The organism is Plantactinospora soyae (genome assembly GCF_014874095.1).
GTDB classification, from domain to species: domain Bacteria; phylum Actinomycetota; class Actinomycetes; order Mycobacteriales; family Micromonosporaceae; genus Plantactinospora; species Plantactinospora soyae.
Map to the genome: position 1 here is coordinate 3,363,418 of NZ_JADBEB010000001.1, position 21,853 is coordinate 3,385,270.

Here is a 21,853-nt window from a genome sequence, read left to right on the forward strand (position 1 = left end):
GCAGCATTACGTTCCTGTTAACCGATGGGAGTCAATATGCTGCGACGTCAATCTCTCGGGCGGCTCTGCCTGGCTGGTACGGCCGCCATACTCGCTCCGCTCGTCGCGTTCGGCGCACCGTCGGCGGCGGGACAGCCCGCCCCGGAACGCGCCGAAGTGGCGGCGGTGCCACCCCTGGACCAGCTCACCGTCAGCACCACCCAGGTCGCGTTCGGCCTGCAACGGCCGACCGCCATCTTCGCGCCCGACGACGGCAGCGGCCGGCTGCTGATCGCCGAGAAGCAGGGCACCATCCGGGTCTACCATCCGGACACCGGGCTGGCGGCCGAACCGCTGCTCAACATCATCGACCGGGTCGACACCTCCGGCAACGAACGCGGCCTGCTCGGCCTGGTCACCACGCCGAACTTCGCGCAGACCCGCACCCTGTACGTCGCCTACACCGCGCTGCCCGCAGGCACCGTCACGCTGTCCCGGTTCACCCTGGACAGCGCAGGTCAGCAGCCGATCCCGGCAAACCGCGAACAGGTGGTGCTGACCCAGGCGCACTCCGAGTACTCCAATCACAATGGCGGGCACGTCGCGTTCGGCCCCGACGGCTATCTGTACTGGAGCATCGGCGACGGCGGCGGATCGGACGACGTACTGAACTCCGGGCAGAGCCTCAACACCCTGCTCGGCAAGATCCTCCGGATCGACGTGAACCGCGCCTGCGGGACCCAGCGCTACTGCGTACCGGCCGACAACCCGTTCGTGAACAGGGCCGGGGCGCGGCCGGAGATCTGGACGTACGGACTGCGGAATCCGTGGAAGTTCTCCCACGACCTCGGCGGTGACGGGTCACTCTGGATCGCCGACGTCGGCCAGGGCACCTGGGAGGAGATCGACCACCTGCGGGCGAACCAGGGCGGCGCCAACCTCGGCTGGTCCTGCCGCGAAGGTCCGGTGGTGTTCAACCAGGCGCGGTGCCAGTCCGGCGCCCAGTACGTCGAGCCGGTCTACTCGTACCGCACCTCGGCCGAGGGCTGCGCGGTGATCGGCGGGTACGTCTACCGGGGCGACGAGTTCGCCGACATCGCGACCGGAACGTACCTGGCCACGGACTACTGCTCCGGCACCGCCTTCGTGGTCCGTCCGCCGGCTACCCCCGGCGGGACGTACGCCACCCGGGCGCTGACCGAGCTGACCATCCAACCGACCAGCATCGGACAGGACGCCAACGGCGAGTTGTACCTGGTCAACGACCTCCCGGGTCAGCTCCACAAGATCTCGTTCGGCACCACCGCACCCCCGGCCGCCTGCCGGGTCAGCTACCGGGTCGACCAGCAGTGGGGTACCGGCTTCAACGCCACGGTGACCGTCACCAACACCGGCACCCAGCCGGTCAGCGGCTGGACGGTCGGCTGGACCTTCCCCGCCGCCCAGCGGGCCGGCACCTTCTACAACGCCAGGGGTAGCCAGCAGGGCGCCGTCGTCACCGCCCGGAACGCCACCTGGAATCCGAACATCGCGCCCGGCGGCACGGTCCAGTTCAGCTTCCTCGCCTCGAACACCGGCCCGAACCCCGCGCCGACCGCCTTCACCCTCAACGGCAACGCCTGCGGCTGAGGCGTTAGGAAGGGGCCCTTCTTATACAGAAAACGATAAGAAGGGCCCCTTCCTTACACCGAGGGTGGGCGGAAGGTGCGGCGGTAGGTGGTGGGTGGCACGCCGATCCGCTGGTGCAGCTGCTGCCGCAGGGCGGCGCTGGTGCCGAAGCCGGAGCGGTGGGCGACCTGGTCGACCCCCAGGTCGGTGCTCTCCAGCAGCAGTCGGGCATGTGCGGTGCGTTGCTGGAGCAGCCAGCGGGCCGGGCTGAGTCCGGTCTCCTCGCGGAACCGGCGGGTGAAGGTCCGTACGCTCATGCTGGCGTGTGCGGCCATCTCGGCCAGGGTCAGCGGCTCGTGCAACCGGTGCTGGATCCAGTCCCGGGTCTGGGCCGTACCGCTGGCGGTCGCCTCGGGCAGCGGCCGTTCGATGTACTGCGCCTGGCCGCCCTCCCGCCACGGCGGCACCACGCAGCTCCGGGCCGACCGGTTGGCGACCCCGCTGCCGTGGTCGGTCCGGATGACGTGCAGGCACAGGTCGAGCCCGGCGGCGACTCCGGCCGAGGTGAGCACGTCGCCGTCGTCGACGAAGAGCACCTCCGGGTCGAGCCGTACCTGCGGATGCATCCGCCGGAACCGGTCGGCGTACGCCCAGTGGGTGGTCGCCGGACGGCCGTCGAGCAGCCCGGCCGCGGCGAGGACGAAGGCGCCGGTGCAGATGGACATGATCCGGGCACCCCGCTCGTGGGCCTGCCGCAGCACCTTCCGGATCTGCGGCTCGACGGTGCCGTCGGTCAACGGTGGACCGCCGTGGATGCCGGGCACGACAACCGTGTCGGACTCCTCGATGATCTCCAGCCCGTGGTCGGGCAGCACCTGGAAGCCGGCGCTGCTGCGTACCGGACGGGCGCCGAGGGTGCAGACGGTCGCCGTGTAGTGCGACACCCCGGCGTCGTCCCGGGCGGTGCCGAAGACCTGCGCGGGGGTGCCCAGGTCGAGTCCGACCACGGAGTCCAGGGCGAGCACCGCGATCCGGTGCGGCCCGGTCCGTCCGCTGGTGACCATCGTCACGTTCCCCCTCCGGCTGCCGTCCCGCCGGACCACGTCGACCCGAGCTCCGGCGCTGTTGGCCCGATTCTTGCGCATCGTGGCTCTCCGGCCACTCGCCGGGCCGCCCGGTGGGCCGCAGACTCTGCGGGTGACCCGTACCCGCCGCGTGCATCCCGCCTGGCTGGTCGCCGTCGTCGCGTTCGTCGCGCTGGTCGGCGCCGCCGGTTTCCGTGCCACCCCGTCCGTGCTGCTGCATCCGCTGCACGAGGAGTTCGGCTGGTCGCTGGCCACCATCTCGACCGCCGTTTCGGTCAACCTCATCCTGTACGGCCTCACCGCGCCCTTCGCCGCCGCCCTGATGGACCGGTTCGGCATCCGACTGGTGGTAGCCGGTGCCCTGACCCTGGTCGCCGCCGGTAGCGGGCTGACGGTGTTCATGCGGACCAGCGCGGAGCTGATCCTGCTCTGGGGCGTGTTCGTCGGACTGGGTACCGGGTCCATGGCGCTCGCGTTCGTGGCCACGGTGACCGGGCGGTGGTTCGTACACCGGCGGGGCCTGGTCACCGGGGTGCTCACCGCCGGGGGCGCCGCCGGCCAGCTCGTCTTCCTGCCGCTGCTGGCCAACCTCGTCGAGGCGTACGGCTGGCGCGCGGCGGCACTGGTGGTGGCGGGGGCGGCGCTGGCCGTCGTACCCCTGGTCGGATGGCTGCTGCGCGACCACCCGGCGGATCTCGGCCTGCCGCCCTACGGGGCGACCGAGGTGGTGCCGGCGCCGGTCGCGACCGGTGGATCGGCGGCCCGGGCGGTCGGCGCACTGCGTACGGCGGCCCGGACCCGGGCGTTCTGGCTGCTGGCCGGGGGATTCGCGATCTGCGGTGCGTCGACGAACGGACTGGTCGGTACGCACTTCATCCCGGCCGCGCACGACCACGGGATGACCGAGACCACCGCCGCCAGCCTGCTCGCCCTGGTCGGCCTCTTCGACATCGTGGGCACCATCGCCTCGGGCTGGCTGACCGACCGGGTCGACAGCCGGCTGCTGCTCGCCGGCTACTACGCCCTGCGGGGTGCGTCGCTGCTGGTGCTGCCGAGCCTGTTCGGCGACTCGACCCAGCCGAGCATGCTGGTCTTCATCATCTTCTACGGCCTGGACTGGGTGGCCACGGTGCCGCCGACGGTCGCGCTCTGCCGGGAGTACTTCGGCGCGAGCGGAGCCGTGGTGTTCGGCTGGGTCTTCGCCTCCCACCAGATCGGCGCGGCGATCGCGGCCACCGGCGCCGGGCTGGTCCGGGACCAGCTTGGCAGCTACACCCTGGCCTGGTACGTCGCCGGGGCGCTCTGTGCCGGCGCGGCGGTGCTGTCGCTACGGCTCCGCCGTCGGGACCGGCCGGTGACCGCGACCCCGGCTCGACCGACCGGTCCGACGGATGCCACCGAGCCGACGGACGCCACCGAGCCGACGGACGCCACCGGGCCGACGGGCGCCACCGGGCCGACCGCGTCGACCGGTCCGACGGAGCCGAGCGGGCGGGTGGCGCCGGGTCCGGTGGGCGGGGCGCCGGTCAGGTCGGACGTTGCTCGATCCACTGCTGGTTCGGCGTCGCCTGACAGCTGAACTGCCGCATCCTGATCCCCGGGGCCAGGTTCGCGGCCGGCAGGTCCAGGCACTTGCCGCTGTGCACAGTGACCAGCATCGTCGTGCCGGTGGCGGTACGGACGAGCCGCCAGCGCTGGTCGGGCAGGCCGGTGCACGACCACTGCTGGACGGGGGCGCCGTCGGCCAGGCTCGCCCCGTCCACGTCGAGGCACTTCTTGCTGGCGGCGTTGATCAGGGTGAAGACGTCACCACCGACCGGAGTCGGCAGCCAGCGTTGGCTCGCGGCGGTGCCGCAGGGCACCTGGTGCACGTCGGCCCCCTCGGCGACCTCGGTCCCGACGATGTCCAGGCAGAGGGCGGAGACGGCCGAGCGGAGCAGTCGTGGACCGGTGGGATCGGGGGTACCGGCCGGAGTGTGGCTCGGCGTGCGGTTCGGGGTCGCCGCTGTGCTGCTGCCGGCCGCCGCCGATCCGCCCGAGGTCGGCAGCGGGAAGCCGGCGCCGGGACTTCCCGCCGGACCGACCCCGACCGGTCCCGCCCCGCCGGTTCCGGAGAAGACCCCGGCGGCGAAGAGCACGCCGAGCAGTACGCCCACGCCGCCGACGGTGAACGCGGCGAACAGCAGCGGGTCCTCGGGCAGCCGCCGGTAGCGGCGTCCGTAGACGGTGCCGCCGGGCGGGCGGCCCGGTTCCTCCCGCCAGGGTGTCTCATACCTGGGCATATGGCATGATTACCCGCTGTGCTGATCCGAGGCCAGTCGGCCCGCCGATGGCCTGGCGGGGTGCTGGGGCGCGGAGGTGTCGGCAGGCTGACCGGGCAGTGACGGAAACCCGACAGGCGACTACTCATTGTCACGACACGATTACTCCATGAATAGTGGCGTAATCACCCTGGTGGTCTCCGGGCCGGTCCCCGGAAGCGTGCGTGGCGATGCCGAGTCGGCAACGGCGCTGTTCAGGGAGCTGCACGCCCGGACCATCCTGCACGTCGCCAGGCCCGATGTCGACGATCCGACCGGCGGCGCCCCGTCGTTCGGCACCGCCTCGTCGTTCGACACCGGCTCGTCGTTCGGCACCGGCTCGTCGTTCGACACCGGCTCTTCGTTCGACACCGCCGAGGTCGGAGGTCCGGCCGGCCCGGTTGGCGACGCTGACTCTGCCGGCCCGGGCGGAGCCTCCGCCGGCCCCGCAGAAACCGCCGCCCGGCTCAGCCGGCTCGGGCGTCCCGGCCCGAAGGGCGCCGGTGGCGCGCTGGCCGAACTGGTGGTCACCGGCCTTTTCTCCGCGACCACCGTCGCCGCGCTGGCCCAGGTCGCGGTCGCCTTCGTGCAACGCGGCGCCGCCCGCCGGATCATCCTCCGGGACGGCCGCCGGACGCTGACGATCAGCGCCCCCAGCGAGGAGACCGAGCGGATGGTGACCGAGTGGCTCGGCGTACCACCAACCCAGAGCGGTGCCGGGTCCGGTGCGGATTAGCCCGCCGGCCGGCCGGTACGCGCTGCTCATCGCCGTAGGCGAGTACGACGACCCGTCGCTGGACCAGTTGCGGGCCCCGGAGCAGGACGTGGAACGGCTGGCGGCGGTGCTGGAGGACCCGGCGGTCGGCAACTTCACGGTACGCACCCAGCAGGACGCGGCCGACCACGAGGTACGCCGGGAGATCGAGGATCTGCTCACCGACCGGGTCGACGACGACCTCGTCCTGCTCTACTTCTCCTGCCACGGCATCGTGGACCCGTTCCACCGGCTCTACTTCGCCGCCGCCAACACCGTCCGGACCCGGCCGGCCAGCACCGCCATCTCCCGCTCCTTCGTCAACGAGCAACTGGAGGCGTGTCGCGCCGCCGCCAAGGTGCTGGTGCTGGACTGCTGCTTCGCGGGCGCCTTCGCCGAAGGGTTCAAGGGCGCGTCGCAGGGTGCGTTGGAGGGCCAGGCCGGCCGGGGCTACGTGGTGATCAGCGCCTGCGACAGCTACGAGTACGCGTTCGAGTCCGACGGCCTGGTCGAGTCCGCGCCCCGGGGATCGATCTTCACCGACGTACTGCTGGAGGGGCTGGCCACCGGCGGTGCCGACCTGGACGGCGACGGCCGGATCGGCGTCGACGAGCTGTTCCGGTACGTCCACGACGGAGTGGTACGCCGCCGACCGGACCAGAAGCCGAAGTGGAGCGCGTACAACGCCGAGCCGCACATCTACCTCGCCACCGTGCCGGCGCCGGCCGGTCCGCCCGGTACCCGGGATGGTGGCGCGGGCGCGGTGGCCAAGGCCGCCACCGGCGCCACGCCCCGGCGCACCAACTACAACCGGCACCAGGCGATCGTCGCCCGGGGGTTCCGGGCCGGTGCGGACCTGGTCCGCCGAACCTTCGGGCCGCTCGGCCGGCGGGTGCTGGTGGAGGACGCCGCCGGGGCGTACCACGAGCTGGGCGACGCGGCCAGCGTGGTGCGGCAGTTCACCGCGTACGACACCCGGGACGCGATCGGTGCCAGCTATGTCCGGGAACTGGTGGAGGGGGTCCGGCACCGGGTCGGCGACGGCGCGACCAGCACGGTGGTGCTCGCCCAGGCCATGATGGACGGTGCCGCGGCGGCGCTCCGGGCCGGGGCGAACCCGGTGGCGCTGTGCCGGGGCATCGAGTCGGGCGCCCAGGCGGTGCTCGCCGAGCTGGCCGACCTCGCGGTGCCGGTGGAGACGAAGGAACAGCTCCGGATGGTCGCCACGATCGCCTCCGGTGACGAGGTGGTCGGCGACCTCGTCGCCACCGCCATGGAGCGGGTGGGCAAGGACGGCGTGGTGATCGTCGAGGAGAGCAACCTGTTCGGGCTCGAACTCGAACTCACCCGGGGGATGCGGGTACCGGCCGGCCACGTCTCGCCGTACTTCGTGACGGATCCGGAGGGCGCCGAGGCGGTACTCGACGATCCGTCGATCCTGATCGTCGACCAGCGACTGTCGTCCGTACCCGAACTTCGGCCCTTCCTGGACCTGGCCGGCCGCGAGGGGCGCCCACTGGCGGTCTTCGCCCAGGACGTCCGGGACGCCGCGCTGACCGCGCTGATCGTCGGGAAGATGGAACACGCCTTCGGCGCGGTCGCCGTACGACTGCCGTGGCCGGACGACGAGCGGTGCGGGGTGATGGCGGACCTGGCGCTGCTCACCGGGGCCACCGTGGTGGTCGACGCCGACGGTGGGCTCGCCGGGGCCACCGGGCAGGTGCTGGGCGGTGCCCGCAAGGTGATCACCACCCGCCGGGACACCACGGTGGTGGACGGCGGCGGCGACGCGGAGCTGAACCGCCGCCGCATCCAGGGTCTCCGGGCCGAGTTGGACCGGCACGTGGGCGACGACGAACGGGAGATGCTGCGGGAGCGGCTGTCCCGGCTCACCGGTGGAGTCGCGGTGATCAGGGTCGGCGAGTCGACCGAGGGACAGCTGAAGAAGCGGCGGCGCCAGATCGACGACGCGGTACGCAACGCGAAGGCGGCCGTCGAGTGGGGACTGGTGCCGGGCGGCGGGGCGGCACTGCTCACCGTCGCCGACCGGATCGGTGCCCGGCTCTCGCGGGGCGGGGACGAGGCGCTGGGCTACGCCGTGGTGGTCGACGCCCTCGTCGCACCGTACGAGGAGTTGATGCGCAACGCGGGGCGGGATCCGCTCGCCGGCCCGACCGACCTGTCCCGGCGCGGGCCCGGGATCACCTTCGACGTCGTCTCCGGGGCGTACGTGACCGCACTGGACGCCGGCATCGTCGACGCCGCCGCGACCCTACGGCAGGCGGTCACCGCCGCGGCCGGAATGGTGTGCCGCTATCTCATGATCGGCTGACGATGTCCGGGTCACCCCGGATCCGGCGGCACCGCGCTGGGCGGGTGGCCGGCACCGGAGACGATCCGGCGCCGGCCCCAGCCCATGCTGCTACGCGGTGCCGCCGACGTGCAGCAGGTCAGCGAGCCGTTCGGCCACCGGTCCGGCCTCCAGGTGCAACCAGGAGACGTTCAGCCGGTCGTCGCCGAGCACGGCGAGCAGGACGTGCTCGCTCACGCCGTACACGGTGAAGTAGCCCTGGTGGCTGTGGACGGTCAGTTCGCGCAACGGGCCCTGTTGCAGGGTCAGACCGCACTGCCGACCGAGCCCGAAGGTGGTCGCCGCGAGCGCGGCCAGGTCCAGGGGCTCGGGTCCGGCGGCGAGGTCGTGCCCGATCAGTCGCCCGTCGACGCCCGCGAGTACGGCACCCCGTACCCCCGGGACCCGGTCCCGCAGGACGCCGAGTTCGGCGTAGACGGCGGACTGGCCCGGATGCGCGTGCCGACCCGCAGCGGTGAACGCGTCGGGAGCCGACCGGGAGACCTCGTCGAGGACCACCTCCGGCACCGCCTCTCCGCTGCCGTCGTCGAGTCCCGCACCCGGATGGCGGCGCGGCAGGGGGCTGTCGAACGGGTCCGTTCCGGTGTCGGGGTGGGCCACGGTCAGCACGGCTCCTCGATCTGGCGCGACCGGCGCGCGGCGGATGCGAGGTCAACCGGGTGGTTGGCCGCGGCAGGACGACGGATGGGCTCGTTGCCCGCGCGGGAACTCAGCGGCCGGGTCGAGTGGTGGTTCGCCACTGGCAGCGCCTCCATTCTTGATGTGAACGTCACTGCCCGTAGTGCCGTCATCGAACGTACGGCGAGGTTGGGCGGCGGCCGGTCTGACGCGCGAGTGCCCCTGCGGCGAGGGTGGCATGTCGGGGGTGCAAGTTGCATCTCGCGAGACAGTTAATTGTCTGTGCAGCTAACTTACTGTTGACCCGTCCGCGATGGAACAGGGCGATACGACCGATGTTGCGCCGCATGGGGGGTTGTACTCCGTACCGCACCACTGCGCACAGTGACGAAAGCGGAGAGTAATCGTGGGCCGCAAACCGACGCTTACATCGGTCGGCGTGGTCGACCGGAAGTCGGTGGTCGAGCGCTGGACGGTGCTGGCGGGGCTGTGTCAGAGTGCACGACGAGAGACATTGCACACTGCGACCGTCTGACGCGCTGCCACGGGAGAGGCGCTGTGTTGGCCATCGGTGCCCGACACCTTGCGGGTGAGCGGCGTTGATCCCGCTCGGCGCCGGCACGCTGCTCGAATACCGGGTGACCGAGGCGATGTGGGCCTGCACCGGCGTGGTACGGGTGGCCGGGTTCTCGTTCTGCCTCACCGATCCGGATCCGCCGCCCCGCTGGCACTGGCAGGCCAACGACGGGGGCAACGGACTCGTCGGGGCGACCGAGGGTGCGGTCCTGGTCCGGACCGGTTGCGACGGCGGCTGGGTCAATCTCAGTGTCGAACTCCACGCCGAGCGCCCGGCCCCGGCGACGGTGGGCTGGGACGAGGCGGTCGAGATCTCCTTCCGTACGGCGGTCGGTCAGTCCCATGTCCGGTCACGTCGGGACGGCGGCACCGACTTCCCCCGGATCAGCTTCCGGGGACCGGGCAGTTACCGGATCCGGGTGCACGCCCGGGGACGGCACCATCCGGCCGGCGGAGCAGTCCCGGACCGGCCGGAGGACTATCTGCTCCAGGTCTGGGTGGCGCCGCCCGGCCATACCGAGGTCCTGCGCTGATCGGTCGCGGTGGGGGCGCGGCGCGGGTGCGGCCGGATGGGGGGGCCGGCACCGATACCGTGGGCGGGTGAACGACGTCACGTGGGGAACTGTCCGCGCCGTACGTGCCTGGCTGGACCGGGTGAACGGCACCGGCGGCCACGAGTTGACCTGCCGCATCCTCAAAGTCACCGAGGAGGCCGGTGAGGCGGCCGGCGCCTGGATCGGGCTGACCGGGCAGAACCCGCGCAAGGGCGTCACGCACAGCCTGGACGACGTGGCGGGCGAACTGGCCGACGTCGCGCTGACCGCCCTGGTCGCGATCGAGAGCCTGGGACTGGACGCCCGGCAGGTGCTGCGGACCCGCGCCGAACGGGTGCAGGGCCGGCTCGCGGCCCTGCCGGCGACCGTCGACGTACCGGCCGAGCGGGTCGGCCCGGCGCCGGTCGTCGAGTAGCGGGCGAGGTGGACTGGCCCGGATCCGCAGCGCCCTCGGCGCCGGTCGTCGAGTAGCGGGCGAGGTGGACCGGCCCGGATGCGCGCTGGTGTCGTGCTGCGGGTGAGGTGGATCAGCCTGGGATTCGCAGCGGGCTCGGCGCCGGTTTCCGGGAGCATCGGACGGATTGTCCGACATCGTCGCCCTGGCGGGCCGCATGCTTCCGTGGTCGGTCCGCCGCGCGACCCGACGTCCGGTGGGCCCTCCCCGCCGGCCGGGCGGTGGACCGGTCAGCGGTCGGCGTACCCGCGACGATGCGGGGAGCCGGCTTCGAACAGGCCCGGGGCGGGTGCCCGCAGCCGGCCGTCATCTTCCCCCGTAGCTGACGGCCGATCCCAGCCCGCCCCGGTGCCAATTCGGCATTCCGCCCGATCGGCGGTCCCCCCGAATTAATCGAACGCGATGGATCGGCGGCGGTCATGTTCCGCTCGGTTCGGCGATGCCGACGATCGGCCGTCCGGCTCTTCCGCGAAGTCCGTACGGTCATCCGGAGGCCGGGTTTCCCGATTGAGGATATCCAGCGGGTCCGTCCGTGCTATACCGTGACTGGGTGAGAGTCGAGCGGCACTGGTGGAACGGCGATCGGGGTCTGCGCTCACGGCGCGACGTGTACATCCGTACGGATGGGCAACGATGGGAAGTTGAGGCCCAGATGGGCGGCGCCGACGGGCGCTCAAAGGTGCAACAGTGCCCCGGCGAGGCGTCTGCGCGCATTCTCGCGGACGCCTGGCTCGGCGGGCGCCCCGAGTGGCGCGAGATGGCGCTCTGAGCGGATCGGCGTTCGGCGCGGCCGGTCGTTGAACCCGGCGGCGCCAACGTCCGCACCGAGGTAACCAGGTACCCGATGGCGGCCGGTGCAACTCCAGCCGCCATTCGGGTGGCCCACCCGGTGTGTTCCCACCCCGCTGGCGTTCGTGGCCCGTCGACCGGTACCCGTCCCGCAGCGAGGCCAACCTGCTCAGCCGGTACGCCGGTTGCCCCACTGCCGGGGTCCCTGCACCGAGCCACGGCCACCATCTGACTGCTTGGTGCTGCCGTGGGCCCGCTGCTGCGCGGCCGGCCCCTTGCCCTTGGCTCGGCGGGCGGCGCGGTTCTCGAAACCGGGTTCCTCGTCGTCCGGCGAGGTCGCGTCGGCGTCTGCCGGCTCGGGTGCCCCGGCGTCCGTCGCGTCGGCTTCGGCGCCTGCCGATCCTGTCGCGGCGTCCGTGGGTCGTTCGACCTCGGGTTCTGGTTGGGCCTTCTTGGCCCGGGGAGTACTGGAGTCCGGCATCGGGACAGCCCCTCGGATTCGTCGTGTCTGAGCGAAGGCTTGCCGGGGCGTGACAGCCACGACCCTGGCAGGCCCACGGCGGATCATGCTACCCCGGCCGGGTTCCTTCGGATTCCGACCGGAAGAACGGCATGGGATTCCGAGCCTTCCGGCATCCCTCGCCGGACACCATTAGCGGAACCACCGTCGCCGGCCAAGGCACTTTCCGTAATCTGCCAAAGGAGCGCCGCTTCGGCACCCGTTCAATTGCATCGAGTTACTATATAAACACTCATGGTGATCAATGTTTCGACGGTGGTCAGCGGGGTGGGGCTCGTGGGGCGGGAACAGAACGGGCAGTCGACCAGCGTCGGGCGGCGGATCGGTGACCTCGACCGCAGCCTGCTCCTACAGTGCCGGACCAGCCAGGTCACCCAACTGGCCGAGGCGGCCGGCCGGACCGGTGGTGGCCTGGTCATCACCGCCGAGCGGGGCAATCTGCGCGGCTGCCTCGACCGGGCCCGGCACCTGCTGGAGGTGGATCACCACCGCGCCCCGCTGCTGCTCGACGCCGCCCGGTACGCCGGGAACGGCCGGCTGGCCGCCGCCGCCCCGTTCGACCAGCGGTGGATCCAGTACCAGCGGGAACTGGGGCTACCGGTACTGACCGACTCGGGCTACCTCGCCCCGGACGACATGGCCGGACTCGTCGGGATCCTCGAACGCGCCGCCCGGCTCGGTGACGCCATCGCGCTGTTGCCGATGCATCCGGCCTGGCTCGCCGACCGGTACGCCCGGCAGACACTGCTGCGGTACGTGACGGCCCTCGGCGTACCGGTCGCGATCGTCCTCGAAGAACCGGTCGGTCCGTTCGAGCCGGTCGCGGCGGTACGGGGCCTGCTCGAACTCCTCGGCTGCGGTGTACCCGTGCTCGTACTCCGGTCGGACCTGCCCGGCCTCGGTGCACTCTGCTCGGGGGCGACCGCGGTGGCGATCGGCACCGAACCGGGGCTGCGCCGGCTCGACCCGCGCCGCCCGGCCGGGTACCTGCCGCCGTCCCGGGTCGCCCGCCCGTCGGCGCTGATCCGGCAGTGCCTCTCGTACCAGCCGCTGGCGGTGATCGAGGCGACGATGCGCCGGCATCCGGACAACGGCATGTGGCACTGCGACTGCCCGACCTGTGCGGGACGGGACCTGAACTGGCTGGTCGGCAGGCCCGAGGCGGAGCGGGACGGCGTGGTGCTCCGGCACTGTGTGGACGTACTGCTCGACCTGCGTACGGAACTGACCGGTCCGTCCGTCCAGCTCAACCAGTGGAGCTGGCGGGCCCGGTGTGCCGCCGCCGCCTCCCGGCGACGGGAGGTGGGCTGGGACCGGCTGCCGGCGCTGGACCACTGGCAGGAGGCGACCATCCCGCCGACCTCGCCGAGGACGGCCGTGCCGACGTCGCGCCGATCGGGCGGGGGAACGCGGTTCTCCAGGGCGGCGCCACCGCGCTCGGCTGCCTGACCACCTGACCACCTGACCACCCCGGGCCGCCTGACCGTGTGACCACCTCGGGCCGCCTGACCCGTTGGTCGCCCGAACCCCTCGGGCCGCCGAGATGTTGCGGGGCGGCCGGGACGCTCAGGCCAGGGCCATCCGGGCCCACCGGCTCGGGGTGAGCGTGAGCACCCGGAACGGACAGTTCCGGTCGGTGAGCAGGGTGTACGCCTCGATCGCCCGCTCGGCGGCGTCCTGCGCCTGCTCGGCCCGGGTCATCCCCCGGCCCCGGTTGCGGAACAGGGCGCCGTAGAAGGCCGAGCAGAACACCCCGCTCTCGTGCCAGCCGATCTGCGCCGAGGTGCCGATGTAGGTGACCTCGTCCTGTAGGCAGTCGCGGACCGCCTTCTGCCAGGCTCCGGTGCCGGTCTTGCAGCCGTCGGCGAGGATCGCGTGCGCCGAGATCCCCCGCCCCCGGCTGGCCGCCTCCTCGCCCAACGCCTCGAGCGAGATCTTGGTCCGGCCGTCGCTGCTGGCGAAGGTGGGCGTACTGCTGTGGTCACCGTGCGCCATCACGTGCAGTACGTCGCAGGAGGCGGTGAACGCGGTCAGCACCGTGTCCGGGTCACGCGACCGGACGAAGTCGATGTCGACGATCGGCTGCTGGTGTTCGGCGTTGATGTTCTGCAACGTCGACTGGACGAACGTCATCGCCGCGTCGAACGAGGAGTCGAGCCCGATGTCCAGCAGGCTGACCCGCTTCGCCTTCATCGCCATGGCGACCTCCCCCGAGTGCGATCATCGTGAACGCTACTCCGGCCGTGCCAACAGCGCCGGACGCCGGGACCGGGGTCGGGGTCCGGCGATCAGTCGACAATGGCCGAGTAGACGAGCTGACGCAGCTCGGCGCGGAGCGGGTAGGTACTGGACGGTACGAGCTGGGTGAAGAGCAGCGCGGTGATCTCCTCGACCGGGTCGACCCAGAACGCCGTACTCGCCACGCCGCCCCAGTAGTACTCGCCGACACTGCTCGGCGTCCGGCTGGGCACCGGATCCTCCACCACCGCGAATCCGAGCCCGAATCCGATCCCGTCGAAGGTGGTCTCGGCGAAGCCTCCAGTGGAGAGTCGGCCCAGGTCCTGCCCGCCCGGCAGGTGGTTGCGGGTCATGAACCGGACGGTACGGGGACCGAGCAGCCGTACCCCGTCCAGCTCACCGCCGCGCAGCAGGAACTGGGTGAACCGGTGGTAATCGGCGGCGGTCGAGAGCAGTCCGCTTCCGCCGGCGAGCAGTGCCGGCTTCTCCAGCGCGAACCGGCCGATGGCGTCGTACCGGACCGCCTGACCGTTCGTCGGGTTGACGGCGTAGCAGGCGGCCAGCCGATCCGCGTCCGGGCCCTCGGCCCACCACCGGGTGTCGGTCATGCCCAGCGGGCCGAGGACCCGCTCGGCGAGGAAGGTGTCCAGCGACTGCCCGGAGACCACCTCGATCAGGCGGCCGAGCACGTCGGTGGCGACCGAGTAGCCCCACGCGGTACCGGGTTGGAAGAGCAGCGGCAGCCGGGCCAGGCCCTCGGTCGCGGTGGCCAGGTCGAATCCGACCGGCGGGTACAGGTCGTACCCGGCGGCCCGGTAGAGCCCGTCGACCACCGAGGTCTGGAGGAAGCCGTACGTCAGGCCGGCGGTGTGGGTGAGCAGGTGCCAGACCCGGATCGGCTCGACCGCCGGCACCGTGTACGGCTTCAGCGTCGATCCCCGGTCGTAGACCCGGACGTCGGCGAACTCCGGCAGCCAGCGGCTGATCTCGTCGGTGAGCTGGAGTCGCCCCTCCTCCCACAGGATCATCGCCGCCACCGAGGTGATCGGCTTGGTCATCGAGTAGATCCGCCAGAGCGTGTCGGGCTCGACCGGCTTCCCGGCCTCCCGATCCCGCAGCCCGTACGTCGAGGCGTGCGCGATCTCGCCGCGCCGGGTCACGACCAGTTGCCAACCGGCGAGTTCACCGGCGTCCACGTAACGGGCGAAATGCGTGTCGATCCGGGCCAGCCTCGCCGGGTCGAAACCGACCTGATCGGGGTCCACGCTGCGCTGGAGGCTCATTCGCCGAACCCTACTGCCAGGGCGGAAACGGCGGCAACGACCGTCGGAGAGCGTGGCCGACGCCGCTCAGCCGGCACCCGGCGCGGGCCGCCCGGGGCTCCGATCCGGGCTCCGATCCGGGGTCGCGTCCCGGGTCGGGTCCGGACTCCGGTCCGGGGTCGGGTCGGTCGACCGGGTCCGGCGCCAGTACTGGCGCTTGTCCTGGTCGCGTACCACGACGCCGAGTCGGGCCAGATCGAGGCGCAACTCGGCGACCTGGGCCCGTTCCTTCTTGTCCAGCGCCCGCTGTCGCGCCTTGAGCAGTGAGTCCGCGCCGGCCGGCAACCCGGTCCCGTCCACCACCCAGCTCCGGTAGTCGTCCCGGTACGGGTCCCCGTCGGCGGACCAGCGGTAGCCGTACGCCTCGAAGGCGTTCCGCAGCCGGTCGGTCGGCAGGTCGGACGACTCCCGGGCGAGTTCTCCGGTGTCGGTGCCGAGCAGGACGAGCTGCTTGCCGTCCCGGAAGACCTCCCCGATCCAGTCCCGTTCGAGGTGTTGGCTGGTGGTGCCGCCCCGGACCAGGGTGACCCGGTCGGCGGCGACGGTCACGGTCAGCCGCTCGACGGCGGCCATGCCGGCGACGACCAGGCCACCCAGCACGCCGAGCAGCAGCGCACCACCGGTGGCCCACGGCTCGTCGACCGCGTCGATCAGCATGAACGGCCCCCGCATCGGAATCCACCGGATCGACGCGATCCACCCCGCCGACCACTGGAGCAGCCAGAGGAGACCGGCGCCGAGCAGCGGGAACGTGATCCACACCAGGGCCACCATCCCGGTCGGTTCGGCGACCACGATCCCCGGTCCGGCCGACGGTGCCGGGCCACCGGCGGTGGACGTACCGTCCGGGGCCATTTCAGGACACCTCGCGGCGGATCGTCCGGACCAGCCCCGCGACCAGCGGCACCAGTACCCAGGCCGCGACCGACACCCCGAGTCGGGCCCACTGGCCGGCGCCGAGTTCGCCGGCGTCCGGCGGTTCGATCAGCGGTGCCGTGGTGAGGCCGGTGTCGAGCCAGGTGGCGGCGGTACGCAGCCCGCTGATCATCTCGCCGAGGATGGACCACGCGATCGGCAGCACCAGGGAGAGCACGATGGCAACCGGCGTGTTCTGGAACAGCAGGCCGAACGCGATGCCCATCAGCACGCTGACCACCTGGAAGACCGCCGCGCCGAGCAGTGGCATCAGCACGGCTGACCATAGGTCGTCGGCGCCGCTGAGGCTGGCGATCAGGGTTCCGGCCGCCGCCGTACCCAGGGTGACCAGTGCCGAGATCAGCCCGGCGACCACCCCGGCGGCCAGTTTGGCGGTGACCACCCGGTGGCGCTGCGGTACCAGGGCGAAGGTGGTGAGCGCGGTGCGCTGGGAGAACTCGCTGGTGACCAGCATGATGCCGAGGATCGGCAGCAGGATGCCGACCGGGAACTGTGCCAGCGCGAGGAAGTTCGCGAACTGCTGGTCGGCGTCGGGGGTGAAGACGAGCATCACGGTCACGATCGCCACCGAGACCAGCCCGATGGTGATCAGCAGCCAGTAGCCGGCCCGGGTGTCGGCGAGCTTGCGGAGTTCGACCCCGGTCAGCCGGAGCAGCGACGGTCGGCTCAGGTCCGCCCCCGCTTCGGCCGTCGGCCGGTACGTACCCGAGCCGTCCGCCGTGTCCCGCGCGGTTATGGCGGCGGTCCGCGTCGATGTGCTGTCGGTGGTCATCTCACGGCCTCTCGTACGGACTCGCCGGCGGTCAGGGACAGGAAGATCTGTTCGAGCCCGGCGCTCTCGGCCGGACGCAGCTCCAGCAGGGCCACCCCGGCGTCGGCGGCGGCCTGCCCGACCGCACCGGGCTCGGCCCCGACCAGCAGGCCGCCGTCGGTGCTGGACCGCACCGGCAGCCCGGCCCGGTCGACGGCGGCGCGGAGCGCCTCCGGGTCGCGGGCCCGGACCAGCGCCCCGGCCCCGGCCAGCAGTTCGTCCTTGCTGCCCTGCGCGACGACCCGGCCGGCGCCGATCACCACCAGCCGGTCGGCCACCGCCTCCACCTCGCGGAGCAGGTGTGAGGAGAGCAGGACCGTGCCGCCCCGGTCGGCGAAGTCCCGGAGCAGGCCGCGCATCCAGTAGATGCCCTCGGGGTCGAGGCCGTTCGCCGGCTCGTCCAGGATCAGGATCCGGGGGTCACCGAGCAGCGCCTGTGCCAGGCCGAGCCGCTGGCGCATGCCCAACGAGTACGCCCGGACCCGGCGCCGCGCCGCGACCGCGTTCAGGCCGACCTGGGCGAGGCATTCGTCGACCCGACGCCGGGGTACGCCCATGATCCTGGCGGAGAGGGTGAGCGTCTCCCGACCGGTCCGCCCGGGATGCTGGGCCCCGGCGTCGAGCAGCAGTCCGACCTGGCGGCCCGGATTCGGTAGCTGACGGTAGCCGACGTTGTTGACCGTGGCGGTGCCGGCGGACGGTGGGGTGAACCCGCAGATCATCCGCATGGTGGTGGACTTGCCGGCACCGTTCGGGCCGAGGAAACCGGTCACGGTGCCCGGTTCACACCGGAACGATATGTCGTCGACGGCCGTGTGCTGGCCGTACCGTTTACTCAGTCGTTCAACGGTAATCATGCGGTTCAGCCTGCCCCCGCCGACCGGTCGGGCGCTGCGGCCGGCGGTCGAGACCCGGTGACCTTCGGCTAGTTCCAGGCGTCGACTTTGGTCGGTGTCGACACGCTGTGACGCTGCGTAGCATGGCGTGATGACTGGTGTGCCGGTGCTCCCCGAGCACCCCTGGCTGCTGCCGGCCACCCTCACCGCGGACCTCGCCGACCCCGGCGGTCGACCCCGGCGGTCGACCCGGGACTGGGTGGTCGACACGCTCTGCTTCCTGCTCGCCTCCGGCTACGCGGTGATCGCGTTCTGGGACGTGCTGCGGCCACAGCCGGCGCTGGTCGCGGACCGGGCCGATTCGCAGCTGGCGGTCGCGATCGACGTGGTGCTGACCACCGCGCTCTGCCTCGCACTCTGGGTACGGCGCCGCTGGCCGGTCGGGTTGGCCCTCGCCGCGCTGCCGGTGGCGCTTTTCTCCACCCCGTCCGGGATCGCCATCCTGATCATCCTGCTCAGCCTGGTGGTGCACCGCCGGCTGGCGGTGGCGGGCCCGCTGCTCGCGGCCCACCTCGGGGTCGCCATGCTCTACGAGTTCCGCAATCCGGACCCGACCGACGGGCCCTGGGTCGGGATGACGCTGAGCGCGGCGCTGACCGCGTCGATGCTCGCCTGGGGGATGTTCATCCGGGCCCGGCGCCAGCTCGTGGTGTCGTGGCGGGACCGGGCGTACCGGGCCGAGGCGGAGCAGCGGCTGCGGGTCGAGGCGGCCCGGCGGCTGGAACGGACCCGGATCGCCCGGGAGATGCACGACGTACTGGCGCACCGGATCTCCCTGTTGAGCCTGCACGCGGGGGCGTTGGAGTTTCGGCCCGACGCGCCGCCGGAGGAGATCGCCCGGGCCGCCGGGGTGATCCGGACCAGTGCCCATCAGGCGTTGCAGGACCTGCGCGAGGTGATCGGCGTGCTCCGGGAGGATCCGCCCGGGGCCGATGATCCGGAACTCGCCCCGCCCATCGAGCCGGTACGCGGGTCCGATAGGCGTGCCGCGCCGTATCCGCCCGACCCGCCGTACCCGGTGGTGGTCCCGCCGGGAGCGACCTCGGTCGGGCAGCTGCCGTCGCAGCGGACCACCGGGGCCCCCGAACGACCGCAGCCGACCCTGGACGACCTGCCGGCGCTGGTCGCCGAGTCGCAGGAGGCGGGGATGCGGGTCAGCCTGCGGACCGAGCTGATCATGACGGAGACGGCGCCGGCCGGGATCGGGCGGGGTGCGTACCGGATCGTGCAGGAGGGGCTGACCAATGCCCGCAAGCACGCCCCGGGCACCATCGTCACGGTGACCGCACGCGGGCGGCCGGGGGTGGGTCTCAGCGTCGAGGTCCGGAACCGGTGGCCGGTGGGCCAGCCGACCGGCCCCCCGATCCCGGGCACCGGTACCGGCCTGGTCGGGCTCATCGAACGGACCGCCCTGCTCGGCGGCTGGTTGGAACACGGGCGCACCGACTCGGGTGACTTCCGGCTGGCGGCCTGGCTACCGTGGCCCCCGTGAACACCGAACACGTCGACCCGACGCCGACGCCGACGCCGACGCCGGATCCGGAGCCGCTGCCGGTACGGGTCCTGATCGTCGATGACGACGCCCTGGTCCGGGCCGGCCTGTCGATGATCCTCGGCGGGGTGCCGGACCTGCGGGTGGTGGGGGAGGTGTCGGACGGTGCTGAGGTGCTGCCGGCGGTCGAGGCGTACCACCCCGACGTGGTGCTGATGGACATCCGGATGCCCCGGATGGACGGGCTGGCAGCGACCGAGGCACTGCGTCGTACGCCACAGCCGCCCGAGGTGCTGATCCTGACGACGTTCGACGTCGACGAGTACGTGCTGCGCGCGTTGCGGGCCGGGGCGAGCGGCTTCCTGCTCAAGGACACCCCGCCGGCGGAGATCGTGCAGGCGATCCGCCGGGTCGCCGCCGGGGAGGCGACGCTGTCCCCGACCGTCACCCGTCGACTCATCGCGCACGTCACGGGCTCGGACACACCCGGCCGGCGGGACGCCAGCCTCCGGCGGGACCGGGCGGTACGCCTGCTCGGCGGACTCACCGACCGGGAGCGCGAGGTGGCGGTCGCCATCGGCCGGGGCTGGTCGAACGCCGAGATCTCGTCCGCGCTGTTCATGAGCGTGGCCACCGTCAAGGCGTACGTCTCGCGGCTGCTGACCAAGCTGGAGATGAACAACCGGGTCCAGGTGGCCCTGTTGGTCCACGACGCGGACCTGGTCTGACCCGGCCGATTTTTCACAACATCGCGAACCGTGCAACCCGAAGGATCGGCCGGGCCGTCTTCCCCGGACGACGAAGGGAGGCATGGAACGTGAATCGGGACGACGAGCAGGAGTTCCGGGAGTTCTTCCGGGCACGGTTCGATGCCCTGCGTGCGCTGGCCTATCTGACCTGCGGCGACTGGCAGGCGGCCGAGGACGCGGTGTCCAGGTCGCTGGCGAAGCTCTACGTGCGCTGGCACAAAATCGACTCGCCACTCGGTTACGCCCAGCGGATGGTGGTGCGCGCGGCGATCGACGAGGGGCGCCGGCCGTGGCGACGGGAGACCTCGGTCGGCGGAAACCTTCCTGACCAGGTCGTGGCCGACCCGGCCGGGAACACCGACGAGCGACTGCGCCTGCGGGAGGCACTGCTCCAGGTCCCGCCCCGGCAACGCGCGGTGCTGGTGCTGCGCTACTACGAGGGACTCAGTGTCGAGGAGACCGCGACGGCTCTCCGGCTGGCCACCGGCACCGTCAAGAGCCAGTCGGCACGGGGACTCAACACGCTGCGCAAGGCGCTGGGGGTGGCGGAGATCCGCATCAGTGCCAACACCTTGTCAAGGGAGGACAGCTTTGAACTACGACCTGCGTGACGTGCTCGACAGCGCGACGGCGGCCGCCCCGCCACCGCGGCTCACCGCCGACGACGCCATCGCCGCCGGCCGGTCGCTGCGGCGGCGCCGCCGATACGCCTGGACCGGCGGGACCGCCGCAGTGGCCGCGTTGGCGGTCGCCGGGGTCGTGTCGTTGCCGTACCTGTCCGACCCGGCGGTACCGGTTGACACCTTTGCGGCCGCCAGCCCCGTTGTCGCCGAGCCGGTGACGTTCCCGACCCTGAACGCGCCGTTCATGTACTCCATCAAGGGGTACAGCGTGGGACCGCTGCACGTCAGCGACCCGGTCTTCGCGACGGCCGCGTACCAGGAGTCGATCGTCACCCTCGACGGCGTCGAGAAGCAGAAGATGACCAACGGCGCCGGAACCTGGGAGAGGTCCTACGACCGTCCGGCGGGAATCCTGACGGTGTACCGGCCCGGCGTCTTCAAGCCCGACAAGTTCAGCTCGGGCACCCCGGTGCGGGTCCACGACCTGCCCGGCCTGCAGACCGAGTTCGACAAGCAGGTGTTCGATATGCGGGTCGTGGAGAACGCCAAGGTCCAGGACCGGAAGCAGTTCTCGAGCCGCACCGTCAAGGTCGCCGCACTCGCGTGGCAGTACGCCGACGGCGCCTGGGCCACCCTCCTCGCCACCCCGGTGCTCAACACCGCCGACCCGGCCAGGGATCTGCTGGCACTGGCCGACAAGCTGACTCCGGCCGAGCCGACCGTCGCCCCGGTGCCCTACCGGTTCGGCACCGTACCGGCCGGTTATCAGCTCGTCGGAATCGGAAAGTTCAACCCGTCGAACGCCGGGGACAACATCTCCGAGGCGTACTTCTCGAAGAGCGCCGTGCCGGTCACCAACCTGACCGACCGGCTCACCGGGGACGACCTGATGCCGGCCAGGGGTGGCGGCCTGAAGATCATCATTGCCGAGACCGCGCCGGCGTCCGCGTCGGACCCCAACCCGCACCCCAACCTGCGTACGCCCTGCCAGGAGAACTTCTGCGACCGTGCGATCAACGACGGCTACTTCGCCGAGGTCTCCGACAGCGGGAACAGGGTGGACGTCGTACGGGCTGTCACCAACGGCCTCGTCTTCGACAACCCGGCCGACCCGACCACCTGGCACGACGCCGGCACCATCGGTCTGGGGCGATGACCCGCTGAAACAACGGCGCGCC

At 71.9% G+C, this 21,853-nt stretch carries 20 protein-coding genes; 11 read left to right on the plus strand and 9 right to left on the minus strand.

What is annotated here, in order from left to right; genetic code table 11:
* The first annotated feature begins 36 nt into the window (after nucleotides 1-36).
* A complete protein-coding gene (locus tag H4W31_RS15085) occupies nucleotides 37-1,608 on the plus strand; it encodes a PQQ-dependent sugar dehydrogenase (protein WP_192767236.1) in 1,572 nt (523 codons plus the stop codon).
* Nucleotides 1,609-1,661: 53 nt separating this feature from the next.
* Here H4W31_RS15085 and H4W31_RS15090 read toward each other — a convergent pair whose 3' ends face one another.
* Entirely contained in the window at nucleotides 1,662-2,651 is a 990-nt protein-coding gene (locus H4W31_RS15090; RefSeq protein WP_192772119.1) for a GlxA family transcriptional regulator, read from the minus strand.
* A 133-nt stretch (nucleotides 2,652-2,784) separates the two neighbouring features.
* On the opposite strand from H4W31_RS15090, the gene H4W31_RS15095 reads away from it, so the two are divergent.
* The gene (locus H4W31_RS15095; RefSeq protein ID WP_318783210.1) at nucleotides 2,785-4,251 is read left to right on the plus strand and encodes an MFS transporter; all 1,467 of its coding nucleotides are present in this window, start codon (nucleotides 2,785-2,787) and stop codon (nucleotides 4,249-4,251) included.
* Here H4W31_RS15095 and H4W31_RS15100 read toward each other — a convergent pair.
* Nucleotides 4,199-4,954: an RICIN domain-containing protein gene (locus tag H4W31_RS15100; RefSeq protein WP_192767237.1), complete on the minus strand. Its 756-nt coding sequence runs from the start codon at nucleotides 4,952-4,954 to the stop codon at nucleotides 4,199-4,201. The genes H4W31_RS15095 and H4W31_RS15100 overlap by 53 nt on opposite strands.
* A gap of 148 nt (nucleotides 4,955-5,102) precedes the next feature.
* On the opposite strand from H4W31_RS15100, the gene H4W31_RS15105 reads away from it, so the two are divergent.
* Both H4W31_RS15105 and groEL read left to right on the plus strand, forming a co-directional pair.
* Nucleotides 5,103-5,708 carry a hypothetical protein gene (locus H4W31_RS15105; protein WP_192767238.1) on the plus strand — a complete coding sequence of 202 codons (606 nt, stop codon included), beginning with the start codon at nucleotides 5,103-5,105 and terminating at the stop codon, nucleotides 5,706-5,708.
* Complete coding sequence (gene groEL / locus H4W31_RS15110) at nucleotides 5,698-8,058, plus strand: chaperonin GroEL (protein ID WP_192767239.1); 2,361 nt, start codon at nucleotides 5,698-5,700, stop codon at nucleotides 8,056-8,058. Before H4W31_RS15105 ends, groEL begins: the two co-directional genes overlap by 11 nt.
* 90 nt (nucleotides 8,059-8,148) lie before the next feature.
* On the opposite strand, the gene H4W31_RS15115 is transcribed toward groEL, so the two are convergent.
* The gene (locus H4W31_RS15115) at nucleotides 8,149-8,706 is read right to left on the minus strand and encodes a roadblock/LC7 domain-containing protein (protein WP_318783211.1); all 558 of its coding nucleotides are present in this window, start codon (nucleotides 8,704-8,706) and stop codon (nucleotides 8,149-8,151) included.
* 608 nt (nucleotides 8,707-9,314) lie between these two features.
* Here H4W31_RS15115 and H4W31_RS15120 point away from each other — a divergent pair.
* Together H4W31_RS15120 and H4W31_RS15125 are read left to right on the plus strand one after the other, a co-directional pair.
* Nucleotides 9,315-9,824, plus strand: a complete 510-nt coding sequence (locus H4W31_RS15120; protein ID WP_192767240.1) for a hypothetical protein — start codon at nucleotides 9,315-9,317, stop codon at nucleotides 9,822-9,824.
* A 67-nt stretch (nucleotides 9,825-9,891) separates the two neighbouring features.
* Nucleotides 9,892-10,260 carry a MazG-like family protein gene (locus H4W31_RS15125; protein ID WP_192767241.1) on the plus strand — a complete coding sequence of 123 codons (369 nt, stop codon included), beginning with the start codon at nucleotides 9,892-9,894 and terminating at the stop codon, nucleotides 10,258-10,260.
* A 997-nt stretch (nucleotides 10,261-11,257) separates the two neighbouring features.
* Here H4W31_RS15125 and H4W31_RS15130 read toward each other — a convergent pair.
* On the minus strand, nucleotides 11,258-11,569 hold the full coding sequence (locus H4W31_RS15130) for a hypothetical protein (protein ID WP_192767242.1): 312 nt from the start codon (nucleotides 11,567-11,569) through the stop codon (nucleotides 11,258-11,260).
* A gap of 273 nt (nucleotides 11,570-11,842) precedes the next feature.
* Between H4W31_RS15130 and H4W31_RS15135 the strand changes: the two genes are divergently transcribed.
* Nucleotides 11,843-13,057 (plus strand): hypothetical protein, encoded by a 1,215-nt coding sequence (locus tag H4W31_RS15135; RefSeq protein ID WP_192767243.1) that lies wholly within the window; start codon nucleotides 11,843-11,845, stop codon nucleotides 13,055-13,057.
* 117 nt (nucleotides 13,058-13,174) lie between these two features.
* Here the strand turns inward: H4W31_RS15135 and H4W31_RS15140 are convergent, their stop codons facing one another.
* The 5 genes from H4W31_RS15140 to H4W31_RS15160 form a co-directional block, all read right to left on the minus strand.
* A complete protein-coding gene (locus tag H4W31_RS15140) occupies nucleotides 13,175-13,807 on the minus strand; it encodes a hypothetical protein (protein WP_225945536.1) in 633 nt (210 codons plus the stop codon).
* A gap of 89 nt (nucleotides 13,808-13,896) precedes the next feature.
* A complete protein-coding gene (locus tag H4W31_RS15145) occupies nucleotides 13,897-15,129 on the minus strand; it encodes a serine hydrolase domain-containing protein (RefSeq protein ID WP_192767244.1) in 1,233 nt (410 codons plus the stop codon).
* 66 nt (nucleotides 15,130-15,195) lie between these two features.
* The gene (locus H4W31_RS15150; RefSeq protein ID WP_192767245.1) at nucleotides 15,196-16,023 is read right to left on the minus strand and encodes a YqeB family protein; all 828 of its coding nucleotides are present in this window, start codon (nucleotides 16,021-16,023) and stop codon (nucleotides 15,196-15,198) included.
* A gap of 1 nt (nucleotide 16,024) precedes the next feature.
* A complete protein-coding gene (locus tag H4W31_RS15155; RefSeq protein ID WP_225945537.1) occupies nucleotides 16,025-16,876 on the minus strand; it encodes an ABC transporter permease in 852 nt (283 codons plus the stop codon).
* Nucleotides 16,873-17,772: an ABC transporter ATP-binding protein gene (locus tag H4W31_RS15160; RefSeq protein WP_192767246.1), complete on the minus strand. Its 900-nt coding sequence runs from the start codon at nucleotides 17,770-17,772 to the stop codon at nucleotides 16,873-16,875. Before H4W31_RS15160 ends, H4W31_RS15155 begins: the two co-directional genes overlap by 4 nt.
* A gap of 130 nt (nucleotides 17,773-17,902) precedes the next feature.
* Between H4W31_RS15160 and H4W31_RS15165 the strand changes: the two genes are divergently transcribed.
* From H4W31_RS15165 to H4W31_RS15180, 4 genes are all read left to right on the plus strand, one after another.
* Nucleotides 17,903-19,303, plus strand: a complete 1,401-nt coding sequence (locus tag H4W31_RS15165; protein ID WP_192767247.1) for a sensor histidine kinase — start codon at nucleotides 17,903-17,905, stop codon at nucleotides 19,301-19,303.
* Nucleotides 19,304-19,359: 56 nt separating this feature from the next.
* A complete protein-coding gene (locus H4W31_RS15170) occupies nucleotides 19,360-20,031 on the plus strand; it encodes a response regulator (protein ID WP_264084167.1) in 672 nt (223 codons plus the stop codon).
* 89 nt (nucleotides 20,032-20,120) lie between these two features.
* Nucleotides 20,121-20,663 carry a SigE family RNA polymerase sigma factor gene (locus tag H4W31_RS15175; protein WP_192767249.1) on the plus strand — a complete coding sequence of 181 codons (543 nt, stop codon included), beginning with the start codon at nucleotides 20,121-20,123 and terminating at the stop codon, nucleotides 20,661-20,663.
* On the plus strand, nucleotides 20,644-21,831 hold the full coding sequence (locus H4W31_RS15180; RefSeq protein ID WP_192767250.1) for a hypothetical protein: 1,188 nt from the start codon (nucleotides 20,644-20,646) through the stop codon (nucleotides 21,829-21,831). Before H4W31_RS15175 ends, H4W31_RS15180 begins: the two co-directional genes overlap by 20 nt.
* The last annotated feature ends 22 nt before the right edge of the window (nucleotides 21,832-21,853 follow it).